This is a genomic window from Streptomyces sp. NPDC092369 (assembly GCF_044755245.1).
Classification (GTDB): Bacteria; Actinomycetota; Actinomycetes; order Streptomycetales; family Streptomycetaceae; genus Streptomyces.
Window position 1 is genome coordinate 919,419 of the sequence record NZ_JBIVQP010000003.1, and the last position, 14,249, is coordinate 933,667.

Consider the following 14,249-nt stretch of genomic DNA (forward strand, 5'->3'; position numbering starts at 1 on the left):
TTCCCTGTCTTCCGTGTCTTCCGTGCGATGTCGGCGATCACGATAACCACTCAGCGGGTACACAGAACGAATTCACAAACCCTCCACGGCGATGCGCGGACCGCCCGCCCTCTCGCCCCCGGGCCCCGTCCGCAGCACACTTGACCAAGAAAGCAGTTGTCGTCGGAGGGGGACGTGACATGCGGGACAGCCATCGGGCCGACGCCGAACGGCTGTTGGCCCGGGCCGTCGAGGAAGAGGTACGGCGCTCCGGCGGCCGTACCGACGGCAGCGTGCTGCTGTCGCGCTCGCGTGGCGCGCTCGACGCGATGGCGGAGACCGCCGCCGAGGAGTACGGCGCCTACACCCGCGCACTGGAGGAGGCCGCCGCCGGCAAGCTCACCTTCGGCCAGCGGTACGCGCAGGAGGGCGCCGGAACTCCCCTGCTGGTGGCGGCCGTTGCCGCCGTCGCGGCGGCGGCGGCCGACCTGGCGCTCGGCACGGGCACGGGGACGGCGCTGGGCGCGGGCGTGACCGTCGGCGTGGTGGGCGCCGCCGCGACCGTGGTGAAGGTCGCCGGCTCCCATCTCCCGGCCGCGCACCACCGCGCCGGCGCCGAGAGCCAGCCCGGCGGCCCCGAACAGCTGCGGCTGCAGTGGCTGACCGCCCTGGAGGTACGGGGCATCCGCCCGTTCCTCGACCAGCAGCGCGTCCTCGCCGCCTCCACCGGTCCGAAGAAGAAGCCGGGGCCGCAACTGCGCGGCACCGACAAGAGCGCGGCGGCCCGCGGACGCAGTGTGCTCGCCGCCTCCTTCGCCCAACTCCCGGACAAGGACGGCGCGTTCGCGGGCCGCCGGACGGAGATGGGACGCATCCGGCAGTGGGTGCAGGCCTCGCGGGCGAGCACCGAGACCCTGCCGACGGTGGTCGTGCTGCACGGGACGCCCGGCAGCGGACGGACGACCCTCGCGGTGCGCGCCGCCCACGACCTCAAGGACTACTTCCGCGGCGCCTGCGTCGTCGACCTGCGCGGCGGCGGCCAGGAACAGCCGCTGCCCACCCGCGACGCCCTGCTGCATCTGCTGAACCGGCTCGGCGCCCCGCGCGAACAACTCCTGTTCCGCGAGCGCTCCTCACCCGACCAGCAGGTCAAGCGGCTGAGCGAGCTGTACCACCAGCATCTGACCGGCCTCGCGGTGACGATCGTGCTGGACGACGCCTCGGATCTGGAGCAGGTCCGCACCCTTGTCCCCGAGCGCTCCGACAGCCTGGTCCTGGTCACCGCCGAGCACCCCATGGAGCTGCCCGCCGACCTGCAGGCCCGGGTGCACCAACTGCCGGTCCAGGCACTGGACTCGGCCGGCGCGGAGGAGCTGCTGGAATCGGCGGCACAGGACAGTTCGGGTCCCTACGACGCCGAATCGGCCGATCTGATCAGGGAGTTGTGCGGCGGACTCCCACTGGCGCTGAGCATCGCGGGCTCCTCGCTCGGCCCGCGCTCACCGCGCCAACTGGCCACGGATCTGGAGGCGTACGGCCCGGTCGAGCCCATCGAGCGGGTGTTGTGGCTGCGGTACAGCGACCAGTCCGAGCCCGCCCGCCGGCTGCTGCGCCGCCTGGCCCTGGCCGGCCGTGCCTCGCTGGGCGCCGCGGCGGCGGCCTCGCTGCTGGCGACCGACCAGGCGGAGGCGAAACGTCACTTGACCGCGCTCTCCCGTGCGGGCCTGATCGACCACGTGCGCGGCGACCGGTACCGCCTGCACGACCTCGTCCGCGCCTTCGCCCACGCCCGCCTCCTGGACGAGGAGGAGCAGGCCGAACGCACGTCCGCGCAGGAGCGGTTGATAGTCAGCTACGCGGAACTGGCGGACTCGGTGCTGCGCCTGGTCGACGGCAACATGTCGACCCGCTCCGACCGCTTCAGCCCGCACGGCTTCACGTCCCTGGACGAGGCGCTGCGCTGGCTGGACGACGAGTCGAGCTTCATCACCTCCACGCTGCGGCACGCGGAGGGCGTGGACCAGGGCGCGGTGCTGAACCTGCTCGGCGCCCTGTGCGACTACTGCCTGCTGCGCGGCGACCTCTACCGCCTGGGCGAGATCAGCGACCTGGCGCAGGCCGTGGACCAGGGGCTGCTGGTCCGCTCGGTGCAGTGGCGCACGGGCATCGCGGCCCGTCAGCTGGGCGAACTCGACAAGGCGCGGACCACTCTCACCTCCGTCGTCGACCTCTACAGGGAGGCCCACCACGACGCGGGCGCGGCCCGCGCCCTGTGCTCGCTCGGCATCACCCTGCACCACCAGGGCAACCTCACCGAGGCCGCGGCCAAACTCCGTGAGGCACTCGCCCTCCAGGCGCCGCCCGAACTCGCGACGGACCGCGCCTGGACGATGCACGCGCTGGCCGCGGTGGAACGCGACCGCGGCCAGGTCGCCGAGGCGATGCGGCTGCTGACCGAGTCCCTGGTCCTGCACCACGCCGGCGAGTCCGTGCACGGCGAGGCCTGGGCCCACTTCCAGCTCGGCCAGCTCTCCCTGCGCATGGGCGACGTACCGCGCGCGGAGACCGAACTGCACGCGGCCCTCGACCGCTACGGCCGCACCCGCGACACCCGCGGCGAGGCCTGGGCGCTGACCCAGCTGGCCCGGGCCCGGCTGGTGGACGGCGACCCGTCCCCCGCGGTGGACGGCCTGCGCCAGGCGGCCGCCCGGCACCGCGACAACGAGGACGCGCGCGGCGAGGCCTGGACGGTCTACTACCTCGGCCAGGCCCTGGAGGAGAGCGGCGACCTGGACCGGGCGGTGCGCGAACTGGAGCGCTCCCGCACGATGTTCTCCCGGATGCGGGACGTCTACGGCCTGGCCTGCGCCCGCCACCACTCGGCCCGCGTCACCCGCGACCAACGCGCCGCCCAGACCGGCTCGCTCCGCAACTCCGGCTTCGCCCGCCAGCTCCTGGTCGACGCCCGCGCCGACTTCCAGCGCATCGGCGTCACCCACGGCGAGGCCTGGACCTGCCTGGAACTGGTGGTCGTGGACGCCGGCAACAACCGCACCCAGCAGGCCCTGGCCCTGTGCGACGAGGCGATCGCCCTCTTCACCTCCTACGGCGACCGCCGCGGCGAGGACTGGGCCCGCTTCCTGCGCTGCACCCTGCTCCCGTACGCGGCTCCCGGCGGCGTCGACGTCGGCACGGCGGTAGCCCAGGAGGACCTCGCCCAGCTCTCCCGCACCGGCCATCCCCTGCGCGACGAGAAGCTGGACGACTACGTGGACACGTACCAGCTCCTGCTGGAACGGGGCATCAGCCTGGAAGCGGGCTGGCAGGCATGGCGCCTGGGGATGGTCCCGAGCCGGCATGCACGTGAGGTGATGGGCGTGGCGGTGACGGCAGCGACGTGACGCCCGCGGGGGCGACGACCGCCGGGCGGTGACAGAGACGAGCGGTCACCGGGGGCGGAGACGTGACGACCGTCGGGGGCGGCAAGGCGGCGGCCGCCGGGCGGTGATAGGGGCGGCCGGTCACCGGGGGCGGCGACCTGACGACCGCCAGGGACAGCGAGGCGACGGCCGTCTGGCGGTGGCAGGGGCGAGCGGCGCCGGGCGGCGGGGCGGGTGGTCATCGGGGGGCAGTGGCGACGGCCGCCGGGGCGGCGAGGCTACGGCCGCCAGGCGGTGCCAGGGGCGAGCGGCCACCGGGGGCGGCGCCTGACGACCGCCAGCGACGGCGAGGCGACGCACGCCAGGGACGGCGACGTGACCCCCGCCGGGGACGGCAAGGCGACGCCCGCCGGACGGTGACAGGAGCAAGCGGCGCCGGGCGCCGGGGCGGGTGGTCATCGGGGGGCGGTGGCAACGGCCGCCGGGGGCGGCGAGGCTACGGCCGCCGGGCGTGCCAGGGGCGAGCAGCGCCGGGCGGCGGGGCGGGCGGTGGCGACGGCCGCCGGGGGCGGGGAGGCGACAACCGCCGGGCGGTGCCAGGGGCGAGCGGCCACCGGGGGCGGCGCCTGACGACCCCCAGGGACGGCAAGGCGACGACTGCCGGGCGGTGAGCAGGGGCGAGCGGCGCCGGGCGGCGGGGCGGGTGGCGCTCCGCGGTCGGGCGCGGGGCGCGACAGGCGGGGCCGGGCGGCGGGTCTGACCCGGTCTGCCCCACCCGTGCCGCCGGTCCCGACCCCGTTCCCGCGCCGCCGTCCGGCCGGCAGCGCCGTCGGCTACGCCTTGTCGGACGTCTTCCCGGCCGGCGAGGCCTCGGCGGTGGTCGTATCCGCCTCCTCGCCGGAGGCGGACGTGGACGTCTCCTTGAAGTCGACCTTGCCCATGTGCTTGCTCATCGACTTCATCAGGGCCCACACCGCCAGGGCCATCACCGCGAAGACGACGAAGCCGAGGACACCGGGGGTGACCTTGTTCTCGTCCACCTCGGCGAGGGGGACGAGGTGTGTCATTGCCAGGCTCACGCTTGCGCTCATGTCAGGCATTGTCGCGGATGCCCGCGAAGAGGTCGTCCTCGGGGAGGGAGGTGTCCACGAGCGACTTCGCCAGCTCGTACTCCTCCGTCGGCCAGACCTCCCGCTGAAGCTCCAGCGGCACCCGGAACCAACCCCCGTCGGGGTCGATCTGAGTGGCGTGCGCGAGCAGCGCCTTGTCCCGGATCTCGAAGAAGTCGGCGCAGGGAACATGCGTGGTCAGCGTGCGCTCCGTGCGCTCGAACTCGCTCCAGCGCTTGAGCCAGTCCTCGTACGGCGACTCCATGCCGCGCGCGAGCAGCGCGTTGTGCAGCGCCTCGGTGCGCGGGCGGTTGAAGCCCTGGTTGTAGTAGAGCTTCCGCGGCTGGTACGCCGGGCCGAACTCCGACTCCGGATAGGTCTCGGTGTCGGCCGCGCCCTCGAACGCCACCATCGAGATCTTGTGGGTCATGATGTGGTCGGGGTGCGGGTAGCCGCCGTTCTCGTCGTAGGTGGTGATCACCTGCGGACGGAAGGCGCGAATCTTCCGCACCAGTTCCCCGGCCGCCTTGTCGACGTCCTCCAGGGCGAAGCAACCCTCGGGCAGCGGCGGCAACGGGTCGCCCTCGGGCAGGCCGGAGTCGATGAACCCGAGCCACTCCTGCTTGACCCCGAGGATCTCGCGGGCCTCGTCCATCTCCTTCTTGCGTACCTCGTGGATGTGCTCCTCGATGTACTTGTCGCCCTGCAGCTTCGGATTGAGGATGGAGCCGCGCTCCCCGCCGGTGCAGGTCACGACCAGTACGTCCACCCCCTCGGACACGTACTTCGCCATGGTGGCCGCGCCCTTGCTCGACTCGTCGTCGGGGTGGGCGTGCACGGCCATCAGTCGCAGCTGGTCAGTCAAGACTCAATCCTCAGAAAGTCGGCGCCCCGGTGTCTCGGGGTGCGATCGGCGGCTTCTATAGTGACCGAATCGGAGGGCGAATAATTCCGGTGCCGAGAGGACGATCATGAGTACGGCGAGTACGCGACTGCCCGAGGGCCGCTACGGCCGCTCCTCGGACGAGCGCGCCGACCACAGACTCAAGGTCGCCGGAGCCGTGCTCGGCGCCCTGCTGCTCGCCCTGATCGGCTACTTCGCCTACCACTACGTCGCCGAGAGCAAGATCAGCGGCGAGGTGATCGCCTTCGACGCCGGCGCGGACTCGGTGCAGGTGCATCTGGAGGTCCGCAAGGACGCCGACGCCACCGGGTACTGCACGATCCGCTCGCAGGCGGCGGACGGCGCCGAGGTGGGCCGGGCCGACTTCCGCTTCACCGGCCACGCCACCCGGATCGACAAGGTCGTCACACTCCGCACGACCTCGCGCGGCACCACGGCCGAACTGCTGGGCTGTCACCCGAGCTGACGCCCCCGGCATCACCCTGAATACGTACCGCCTGACCTGCGTTGACGTGATTCTGATGGTTTATGTCCTCCCCCTTGCGCCGCTGAATTGTTAGGCTCGTGGTTTCGCCCTTCCATGAAGGAACATTCTTCTGGGTAGGGCGATGCTTTGTATTCCCAGTACCTACGAGGAGCACCTGTGACCCAGACCAGCGAAGACGTCACCTGGCTCACGCAGGAGGCGTACACCAAGCTCAAGGACGAGCTGGAGTACCTGTCTGGTCCCGCGCGCGCCGAGATCACCGTGAAGATCGCGGCCGCTCGCGAGGAGGGCGACCTGCGCGAGAACGGCGGGTACCACGCGGCCAAGGAGGAGCAGGGCAAGCAGGAGCTCCGCATCCGCCAACTGACCCAGCTCCTGGAGAAGGCCAAGGTCGGCGAGGCCCCGGCGTCCGCGGACGGCGCGGTCGCGCCCGGCATGGTCGTGACGATCGCCTTCGACGGTGACGAGGACGACACCACGACCTTCCTGCTCGCCTCGCGCGAGTACGCGAGCTCGGACATCGAGACCTACTCGCCGCAGTCCCCGCTCGGCTCCGGCGTGATCGGCCACAAGGTCGGCGAGGTCGCGCAGTACGAGCTGCCCAACGGCAAGATGGCCTCGGTGACCATCCTCAAGGCCGAGCCGTACAACGGCTGACCCCGCCGATCCGTCTGTGAGGCCCCCGGCGTCCCCGCGACGCCGGGGGCACTGTCATGCGGTCGCTGTCACGCGGTCGCCGAGCGGTACTTGCGTACCGCGAGGGTCCGGAAGATCACGATGATCACGGCCGAGTAGATCAGCGAGGCCCAGACCGGGTGCACCATGGGCCACGCGTCCGACGGGGACTGGCCGGGGTTGGCGAACAGCACCCGGCTGGCCTGGACGGTGGCGCTGAACGGGTTCCACTCGGCGACATGGCGCAGCCACGGGGTCATGTGGCTGGTGTCCACGAACGCGTTCGAGATGAACGTCACCGGGAAGAGCCAGATCAGTCCGCCGGAGGTGGCGGCCTCGGGGGTGCGCACGGACAGGCCGATCAGGGCGCCGATCCAGGTGAACGCGTACCCGAGCAGGAGCAGCAGGCCGAAGGCGCCGAGCACCTTGCCGGCGTTCGTGCCGCCGTCCGAGCCCACCCGCCAGCCGACCAGCAGCGCGACGACGGCGAGGACGAGCAGGGTGAGCGCCGTCTGCACCAGGTCGGCGAGCGTCCGCCCGGTGAGCACCGCGCCGCGCGCCATGGGCAGCGAACGGAAGCGGTCGATGAGCCCCTTGTGCATGTCGTCGGCGATGCCCGCGCCGGAGCTGGCGGTGGCGAAGGTGACGGTCTGCGCGAAGATGCCCGCCATCAGGAAGTTCTTGTAGTCGGTGGCGCTGGTGCTGCCGCCGATCTGCATGGAACCGCCGAAGACGTAGGTGAACAGCACCACGAACATGATGGGCTGGATCAGCCCGAAGATCACCATCTCGGGAATTCTGGACATGCGGATCAGGTTGCGCTTGGCCATGACCAGCGAGTCGCGGACCGACTGGCCGAGCGGGTTGCTGGGAGCCGCGATCGGGGCGGCTTCGGTGACGGCGCTCACTGGTCGGTCTCCTTCTGCTGGCTGCGGTCCTTGGCGTCGGCCTGCTTGCGGCCCTTGGCGTCCGCCGTCGTGCCGTTCTCCTCGTCCTCGACCTCTGCCGCGTGGCCCGTCAGGGAGAGGAAGACGTCGTCGAGGGTGGGGCGGCGCAGACCGATGTCGTCGATCTCGATGCCCCGCACGTCCAGTTCGCGGATGACCTCGGCGAGCAGCTTCGCGCCGCCGGTGACGGGGACGGTGAGCTTGCGGGTGTGGTCCTCGACGGTGACCTCGCCCTTGCCGAAGCCGGTCAGGACCTCACGGGCGGTCGGGATGTGGTCGCGCTCGTGCACCACGACCTCGACGCGCTCGCCGCCGGTGCGGGCCTTGAGCTGGTCGGAGGTGCCGCGGGCGATCACGCGGCCGTGGTCGACGACCGCGATGTCGTGCGCGAGGTGGTCGGCCTCTTCCAGGTACTGGGTGGTCAGCAGCAGGGTCGTACCGCCGGAGACGAGCTGCTTGATGACCTCCCACAGCATCTGGCGGTTGCGCGGGTCCAGGCCGGTGGTCGGCTCGTCCATGAACATCACGGGCGGTGAGAGGACCAGGGCCGCCGCGAGGTCGAGCCGGCGGCGCATACCGCCGGAGTAGGTCTTCGCGGTGCGGTCGGCGGCGTCCGTGAGGCCGAACTGGTCGAGCAGCTCGTCGGCCCGGGCCCTCGCGGCCTTGGACTTCATCTGGTAGAGCTGGCCGACCATTTGAAGGTTCTCGCGGCCGGTCAGGTACTCGTCGACCGCGGCGAACTGGCCGGACAGGCCGATGGAGCGCCGTACCTCGTTGGGTTGCTTGAGCACGTCGAGCCCGGCGACGACGGCCTTGCCGCTGTCGGGGCGCAGCAGGGTGGTCAGGCAGCGGACCGTCGTCGTCTTGCCCGCGCCGTTGGGCCCGAGCAGGCCGAGGACCGTGCCCTCGGGGACATCGAGGTCGACGCCGTCCAGTGCCTTTACGTCTCCGAAGGTCTTGACCAGGCCTTCGGCATAGATGGCGCCTGGCATATCAGTCTCCACGTCGTCGGGGATTCTTCGAAAAGCCTAGTTTTGCGTTTTTCGTTCCGCCTGATGGCTGGCACGAGACACACCATAACGCGATGTATCGCGTCTCTCAACGGGATTTCCCCGATCGAGTGACGAAGAGTTACTGAAGCGGGCGTTCCGCTTGGGGCGCCCCCACGCCCGGTGCCGGGGATGCCCCCCACAGCCTCAGTCGATGACCGTGTAGCCCGCCTCGCGCAGGGTGCGGCCGACCTCGACGCAGTGCTCAGGACCCTTCGTCTCCAGGTGCAGCTCGACCTCCGCCTCCGTGAGCCCGAGCCGGGGATCGGTCCGTACGTGACTCACGTCGAGGACGTTAGCGTCCACCACTGACAACGCCCCGAGAAGCGAGGCGAGGGCGCCGGGACGGTCCGTCAGACGCAGGCGTACGGCCAGGTAGCGGCCCTGCGCGACCATGCCGTGCCGCAGCACCCGCTGCATCAGCAGCGGATCGATGTTGCCGCCGGACAGCAGCGCCACCACCGGGCCCTCGAAGCCGCGCGGATCGCTCAGCAGCGCCGCGACCGGGCTGGCGCCGGCCGGTTCCACGACCAGCTTGGCCCGTTCCAGGCACAGCAGCAGGGCCGTGGCCAGCTCGTCCTCGGTGACCGTACGGACCTCGTCCACCAGATCGCGGACGAGAGCGAACGGCACCTCGCCCGGCCGGCCGACCTTGATGCCGTCGGCCATGGTCGCGGGCTGATCGATCGACACCGGGCAGCCGGCCGTGAGCGAGGGCGGGTACGCCGCCGCGCCCGCCGCCTGCACGCCCACGATCCGCACGTCGGGCCGCAGGGCCTTCACCGCGACCGCGAGCCCGGCCACCAGACCGCCGCCGCCGATGCCGACGACGATCGTGCGCACCTCCGGGCACTGGTCCAGGATCTCCAGGCCGACGGTGCCCTGCCCCGCGATGACGTCGGGGTGGTCGAAGGGGTGGATGAACACCGCGCCCGTCTCGGCCGCGTACGCCTGGGCGGCGGCGAGCGTCTCGTCGACCACGTGCCCGTGCAGGCGCACCTCGGCGCCGTACTCGCGCGTGGCGCTGATCTTGGGCAGCGGGGCGCCCTTCGGCATGAACACGGTCGCGCGGACGCCGAGCAGGGCGGACGCGAGGGCGACGCCCTGGGCGTGGTTGCCGGCGCTCGCCGCGACCACACCGGCGGCCCGCTCCTCGGGCAGCAGCCCGGCGATCCGGACGTAGGCGCCGCGCAGCTTGAAGGATCCGGTCCGCTGGAGGTTCTCGCACTTGAGATGCACCGGGGCGCCCACCAACTGGGACAGGTGCCGGCTCCCCTCCATCGCCGTCACCCGCGCCACGCCCGTGAGCATCTTCTGGGCGCCGCGCACATCGTCGAGGGTCACGGGCCGAAAGGAGTCAGCCGTGCTGTAGCTCATGACTCAAGCATCGCAGTTCACAGCCTCACGCCGTCGCTGTGACCAACCTCCGAGACTGGTTTGCGCAGCGCCGGTACGACCCGGGTCCCGGCCGCGTACTCTGTCCCCCAATCCAGCACCCCTTCATGAAGCGAGCCCCCGGCCATGCCCACAACACCTGAAATGTCGATGGACATGACGACCGTCGGTGACATCGGTCTCCTCGACACGTTGCAGCACGAGGTGGCGGTCTTCGCCCGCCGTGCCGAACAGACCCGGCTCGGTGGGGTCGGCCAGGTGCGCAACTCCATGGACCGCGCCGCGTATCTGCTGCTCAACCGCCTCGACAAGGAGGGGCCGATGGGCGTCAAGGCACTCGCCGCGAGCATGGGCATCGACTCCTCGACGGTCACCCGGCAGGTGGCTCCGCTCGTCGACACCGGGCTGGTCAAGCGGACCTCGCACCCCGAGGACGGGCGTGCCGTGGTGCTCCAGCTGTCCCCGCGCGGGCTGGCGCGGCTGGACGAAGTGCGGTCCTCCAGGCGTCAGTTGATGGCCGAGCTGACACACGACTGGGCGCCGGAGGAGCGCGAGGCGTTCTGCACGCTCCTCACGCGCTTCAACACCGCGCTCTCCAGCCGGATGGCGACGCAGGGCCTCCCGGGCGCGGACGGTCCGTCGGACGCGTGACGTCCCCGCGCGCGTGGCCCGCGGTTCTTCGTCCGGATCCCGCGGGTGTCCGCCGAGCCCTTGACCGATGGGCCACCGCTGGCCTCATATGAGACCGGGTCCCGTCGCAGGCGGGTCGGCATCCCGTAGGCGACCGGGCCCCTGTCCTCAGGTCGCGTCAGGGCGGGAGGCGCGGTGCGACAACGGCAGGCGTCCCAAGGCGCCCGCCGGGCCCGGGAGTTCGAGGCATTCGTCGCGGGCGCGGCAGGGCGGCTCCTGCATGCCGCCACGCTCCTCACGGCGGAGGCGCCCGGCGACAACCCGCGCGCGCGACGCCTGTTGACGCTCGCCCTGGCGCACACGTACGCGCGCTGGGACCGACTGCGCGGCGAGGACCCCTACGACCACACCCGCCAGTACCTCGCCACCCGCTTCGCCCGCGCGGCCTGGCACCAGTACGGCGCCTTCGGCCGCGCCCGCCCGCACCCCGACAGCGCCCTCGCCGCGCTCGCGCCGCAGGAACGCCTGATCCTGGTCCTCAGGCTGTACGAGGGGGTCGCCGAGGCCCAGACGGCGGCGCTGCTCGGCCTGCCGACGGAACGCGTCCGCACGATCTGCGACCGGGCGACGGCGACGCTGCTGCATCCGCCGCGGGGGCCTGCACCGGCGGTCGGACCGGCGAAGGTGGCGTCGTCGTGAGGGACGTCGGTGAAGGTGACGTCATGTCGAGGCACGTCGGCGACGGGAGACGCCCATGAACCGGGCCCAACGCGAAGCCGCCGTACGGCGGGTGATGGAGGAGACACCGCCCCCGGTGCCGCCGGAGCTGTACCCGGAGGTGATGCGCCGCGGCGGCCGGATGCTGCGCCGCAGGACCGCCGCCCGCCGGCTGTTGTGGCTGTTGCTGTGCTCGGCGGCGGTCGCGTTCTTCGTGTGGGCGATGGTGGCCCGCCCGTGGGTGGAGCCGCCCTCGCAGACAACTCCACCGTTGACGGGGTGGTGAACGGGGCTGGCGAAAGGGCTCGTGAACGAGGCTGGTGAACGAGGCTGGTGAACGGGCGGCCGATCGACCGGTCCGCCCGCCCGCCAACCCGGCCCGACCTGCTATCCGAGCGCCTGCTGCAGATCCCCCAGCAGGTCGTCGATGTTCTCGATGCCCACGGAGAGGCGTACGAGATCGGCGGGCACCTCAAGAGCGGAGCCGGCCACGGACGCGTGCGTCATGCGGCCGGGGTGCTCGATCAGGGACTCGACACCGCCCAGGGACTCGCCCAGCGTGAACACCTTGGCGCGGTTGCAGACCTCGACGGCCGCCTCCTCGCCGCCCGCGACCTGGAACGACACCATGCCGCCGAACGCCCTCATCTGCTTGGCGGCGACCTCGTGGCCGGGGTGCTCGGGCAGGCCCGGGTACAGCACGTTCGTCACGCGCGCGTGCCGGCCGAGCATCTCGGCGACCCTGGTGGCGTTCTCGCTGTGCCGGTCCATGCGCACCGACAGCGTCTTGGCGCCGCGCAGCACCAGCCAGGAGTCGAAGGGCCCGGCGACCGCGCCCATCGCGTTCTGGTGGTACGCCAACTCCTCGCCGAGTGTCTCGTCGGCGGTGACCAGCGCGCCGCCGACGACGTCCGAGTGACCGCCCATGTACTTGGTCAGGGAGTGCACGACGACGTCGGCGCCGAGGGCCAGGGGCTGCTGGAGGTACGGCGTGGCGAAGGTGTTGTCGACGACGAGCTTGGCGCCCGCGTCCCGCGCGATCTGCGCGACGGCGGCGATGTCGGTGATGCCGAGCAGCGGGTTGGAGGGGGTCTCCACCCACACGGCCTTGGTCTTCGGGGTGACGGCGGCCCGTACGGCGGACGGATCGCTGGTGTCGGCGACCGACCACTCCACGCCCCACCGGGCGACGACCTTCGCGAACAGCCGGAACGTGCCGCCGTACGCGTCGTTGGGGATGACCACGTGGTCGCCGGGACTGAGCAGCGTACGCAACAGGCAGTCCTCGGCCGCCAGTCCGGACGCGAACGCGAGACCGCGGCGGCCGCCCTCGAGGGCCGCGAGATTCTCTTCCAGGGCGGTCCGGGTGGGGTTGGCGCTGCGGCTGTACTCGTAGCCACCGCGCAGGCCCCCGACGCCGTCCTGCTTGTAGGTCGAGACCTGGTAGATCGGCGGGACGACCGCACCGGTGAGGGGGTCGGCGGTGTTGCCCGCGTGAATCGCGAGAGTCTCGAAGTGCTGACTGATGTGCCTGTCGCTCATGGGTCCCGAGCGTAGTGCGCTCGCGGAACGGATGACGGACGGCGGGGCGTGAGGTGGGGTACTGCGGGGTTTTCCCTCGGTGGGTCTGTCGTGGGGCGGGTTCACAGGGGCGCTGTCGTGGGAGGGGTTCGCAGGGCGCTGTCGTGAGGGGGGCGTGGTGACCGTCGTCGGCAACGGGCGAGGAGTTATCCACAGGTCCGGTGACCGGTTCGCCATTTGTCGGCGGTGTCTGGAACGCTTGTGGCATGGAGATTCTCTGGGTCCTGATGGCGGCGGTCCTGCTCGGCTTCGTGCTGCTTCCCTTCCTGCGGCGCAGGCGGGGCATGATCGAGCAGGTCCCGGCCGGCCACCCGGACGCCGCCGACCCCGCGAACTACGGCTTCGCGCGGGAGGAGGAGCTGGACGTCCGCATGCCCGGACCCGACCAGGATCTGCTGGACGTCCTGGACCTGGTGCAGCGCACGCACGACTACCGCGCGGCGCAGCAGCTGCTGGCCGGCACGGAGGCGGCGGGCGAGCTGCGCTGGCAGCGGGTGCAGGCGTTCGCGGGCGCGGCCTCGCTGGAATTGCGGCAGCGTCCTGGCGGGGTCAGTGAGACGCCGGGCGGGCAGTGGCTGCGGGTGTGGCGGGCCGAGCACCCCAAGGACGCGGGCGGCGCCGCGGTGCATGCCGAGTTCCTGGTGCAGCAGGCGTGGCGGACATCGACGCCGGGCACGGACGAGTTCCGGATCATCATGGAGGAGGCGCGGTCGGCGTGCGGTGACGCGGCGCTGCTCGCGCCGGGCGATCCGATCCCGTACATCGTCGAACTGTCGGTGGCGCGAGGCCTCGCCTACTCCCAGTCGGAGTTCGAGCAGCTCTGGCTGAAGATCCTGGACCGGGCGCCGGCGCACATGGGCGCGCACCTGGCCGCGCTGCACTACTGGTGCGAGAAGTGGCACGGCTCGCGGACCCTGGCGAACTCCTTCGCGGAGGCGGCGGCAGCCCGAGCGCCTCAAGGCTCCCTCCTCGCGGCGATGCCCCTGTTCGCGGTCTTCGAGCATCTGCCCGAGGTGAACATGGTCAGCAGCTTCTACCAGAGCGAAGTGGTGACCAAGGCGATCCACGGAGCGCTCTTCGCGGTCCACGCCGCCCGCCCCGACGACCCGATGCTGGCGCATGTACGCCACATGCTGGTCTTCTTCCTGGTCCGCTCCGAACGCTGGTCGGAGGCGATGAACCAGCTCATCCACATAGACGGCCACGTGGGTGCCCTGCCGTGGACCCTGTCGGCCGACCCGGCGGCGGAGTTCGCGGTGTACCGGGCACTGGCGGTGGCGGGTTACGAGGCGAACGGGGGGAGCCCGGCGACACTGCCGCACTGAGCTCCGCCGCGGGGTGAGCCGGCTGCGGGTGAACCGGGCGGCGGATGACTTCTCCCCGGGAGGCACCTCGC

13 protein-coding genes are annotated in these 14,249 nt (G+C 71.7%); 7 read left to right on the forward strand and 6 right to left on the reverse strand.

The window, feature by feature from the left end:
• Positions 1 to 179 precede the first annotated feature (179 nt).
• On the forward strand, positions 180 to 3,380 hold the full coding sequence (locus tag ACIQI8_RS21045) for a tetratricopeptide repeat protein (protein ID WP_402352580.1): 3,201 nt from the start codon (positions 180 to 182) through the stop codon (positions 3,378 to 3,380).
• 812 nt (positions 3,381 to 4,192) lie between these two features.
• Here ACIQI8_RS21045 and ACIQI8_RS21050 read toward each other — a convergent pair.
• Together ACIQI8_RS21050 and mca are read right to left on the reverse strand one after the other, a co-directional pair.
• Positions 4,193 to 4,459, reverse strand: a complete 267-nt coding sequence (locus tag ACIQI8_RS21050) for a hypothetical protein (protein ID WP_402352583.1) — start codon at positions 4,457 to 4,459, stop codon at positions 4,193 to 4,195.
• Entirely contained in the window at positions 4,452 to 5,312 is an 861-nt protein-coding gene (mca, locus tag ACIQI8_RS21055; protein WP_402354057.1) for a mycothiol conjugate amidase Mca, read from the reverse strand. The genes ACIQI8_RS21050 and mca overlap by 8 nt, the downstream gene beginning before the upstream one ends.
• Before the next feature lie 127 nt (positions 5,313 to 5,439).
• Between mca and ACIQI8_RS21060 the strand changes: the two genes are divergently transcribed.
• Positions 5,440 to 5,838: a DUF4307 domain-containing protein gene (locus tag ACIQI8_RS21060; protein WP_402352586.1), complete on the forward strand. Its 399-nt coding sequence runs from the start codon at positions 5,440 to 5,442 to the stop codon at positions 5,836 to 5,838.
• A 177-nt stretch (positions 5,839 to 6,015) separates the two neighbouring features.
• The gene (greA, locus tag ACIQI8_RS21065) at positions 6,016 to 6,516 is read left to right on the forward strand and encodes a transcription elongation factor GreA (RefSeq protein WP_402352589.1); all 501 of its coding nucleotides are present in this window, start codon (positions 6,016 to 6,018) and stop codon (positions 6,514 to 6,516) included.
• Between the two features lie 68 nt (positions 6,517 to 6,584).
• On the opposite strand, the gene ACIQI8_RS21070 is transcribed toward greA, so the two are convergent.
• The 3 genes from ACIQI8_RS21070 to ilvA form a co-directional block, all read right to left on the reverse strand.
• Positions 6,585 to 7,442, reverse strand: a complete 858-nt coding sequence (locus ACIQI8_RS21070) for an ABC transporter permease (RefSeq protein ID WP_402352592.1) — start codon at positions 7,440 to 7,442, stop codon at positions 6,585 to 6,587.
• A complete protein-coding gene (locus ACIQI8_RS21075; RefSeq protein ID WP_402352595.1) occupies positions 7,439 to 8,473 on the reverse strand; it encodes an ATP-binding cassette domain-containing protein in 1,035 nt (344 codons plus the stop codon). The genes ACIQI8_RS21070 and ACIQI8_RS21075 overlap by 4 nt, the downstream gene beginning before the upstream one ends.
• A gap of 204 nt (positions 8,474 to 8,677) precedes the next feature.
• A complete protein-coding gene (gene ilvA, locus ACIQI8_RS21080; RefSeq protein WP_402352598.1) occupies positions 8,678 to 9,907 on the reverse strand; it encodes a threonine ammonia-lyase in 1,230 nt (409 codons plus the stop codon).
• Positions 9,908 to 10,069: 162 nt separating this feature from the next.
• On the opposite strand from ilvA, the gene ACIQI8_RS21085 reads away from it, so the two are divergent.
• From ACIQI8_RS21085 to ACIQI8_RS21095, 3 genes are all read left to right on the forward strand, one after another.
• Positions 10,070 to 10,576, forward strand: a complete 507-nt coding sequence (locus tag ACIQI8_RS21085) for a MarR family winged helix-turn-helix transcriptional regulator (RefSeq protein ID WP_402354060.1) — start codon at positions 10,070 to 10,072, stop codon at positions 10,574 to 10,576.
• A 174-nt stretch (positions 10,577 to 10,750) separates the two neighbouring features.
• Complete coding sequence (locus tag ACIQI8_RS21090; protein ID WP_402352601.1) at positions 10,751 to 11,254, forward strand: sigma factor-like helix-turn-helix DNA-binding protein; 504 nt, start codon at positions 10,751 to 10,753, stop codon at positions 11,252 to 11,254.
• Positions 11,255 to 11,309: 55 nt separating this feature from the next.
• Positions 11,310 to 11,558, forward strand: a complete 249-nt coding sequence (locus tag ACIQI8_RS21095) for a hypothetical protein (RefSeq protein ID WP_123998072.1) — start codon at positions 11,310 to 11,312, stop codon at positions 11,556 to 11,558.
• Between the two features lie 101 nt (positions 11,559 to 11,659).
• Here the strand turns inward: ACIQI8_RS21095 and ACIQI8_RS21100 are convergent, their stop codons facing one another.
• Complete coding sequence (locus tag ACIQI8_RS21100; RefSeq protein WP_402352605.1) at positions 11,660 to 12,814, reverse strand: cystathionine gamma-synthase; 1,155 nt, start codon at positions 12,812 to 12,814, stop codon at positions 11,660 to 11,662.
• Between the two features lie 245 nt (positions 12,815 to 13,059).
• Between ACIQI8_RS21100 and ACIQI8_RS21105 the strand changes: the two genes are divergently transcribed.
• Complete coding sequence (locus ACIQI8_RS21105; RefSeq protein WP_402352608.1) at positions 13,060 to 14,178, forward strand: hypothetical protein; 1,119 nt, start codon at positions 13,060 to 13,062, stop codon at positions 14,176 to 14,178.
• The last annotated feature ends 71 nt before the right edge of the window (positions 14,179 to 14,249 follow it).

Bases quoted from the DNA above. Each gene is read 5' to 3' on its own strand.
- ACIQI8_RS21045 (WP_402352580.1), top strand. From the start codon at position 180: ATGCGGGACAGCCATCGGGCCGACGCCGAACGGCTGTTGGCCCGGGCC.
- ACIQI8_RS21050 (WP_402352583.1), bottom strand. From the start codon at position 4,459: ATGCCTGACATGAGCGCAAGCGTGAGCCTGGCAATGACACACCTCGTC.
- mca (WP_402354057.1), bottom strand. From the start codon at position 5,312: ATGGCCGTGCACGCCCACCCCGACGACGAGTCGAGCAAGGGCGCGGCC.
- ACIQI8_RS21060 (WP_402352586.1), top strand. From the start codon at position 5,440: ATGAGTACGGCGAGTACGCGACTGCCCGAGGGCCGCTACGGCCGCTCC.
- ACIQI8_RS21075 (WP_402352595.1), bottom strand. From the start codon at position 8,473: ATGCCAGGCGCCATCTATGCCGAAGGCCTGGTCAAGACCTTCGGAGAC.
- ilvA (WP_402352598.1), bottom strand. From the start codon at position 9,907: ATGAGCTACAGCACGGCTGACTCCTTTCGGCCCGTGACCCTCGACGAT.
- ACIQI8_RS21085 (WP_402354060.1), top strand. From the start codon at position 10,070: ATGTCGATGGACATGACGACCGTCGGTGACATCGGTCTCCTCGACACG.
- ACIQI8_RS21095 (WP_123998072.1), top strand. From the start codon at position 11,310: ATGAACCGGGCCCAACGCGAAGCCGCCGTACGGCGGGTGATGGAGGAG.
- ACIQI8_RS21100 (WP_402352605.1), bottom strand. From the start codon at position 12,814: ATGAGCGACAGGCACATCAGTCAGCACTTCGAGACTCTCGCGATTCAC.
- ACIQI8_RS21105 (WP_402352608.1), top strand. From the start codon at position 13,060: ATGGAGATTCTCTGGGTCCTGATGGCGGCGGTCCTGCTCGGCTTCGTG.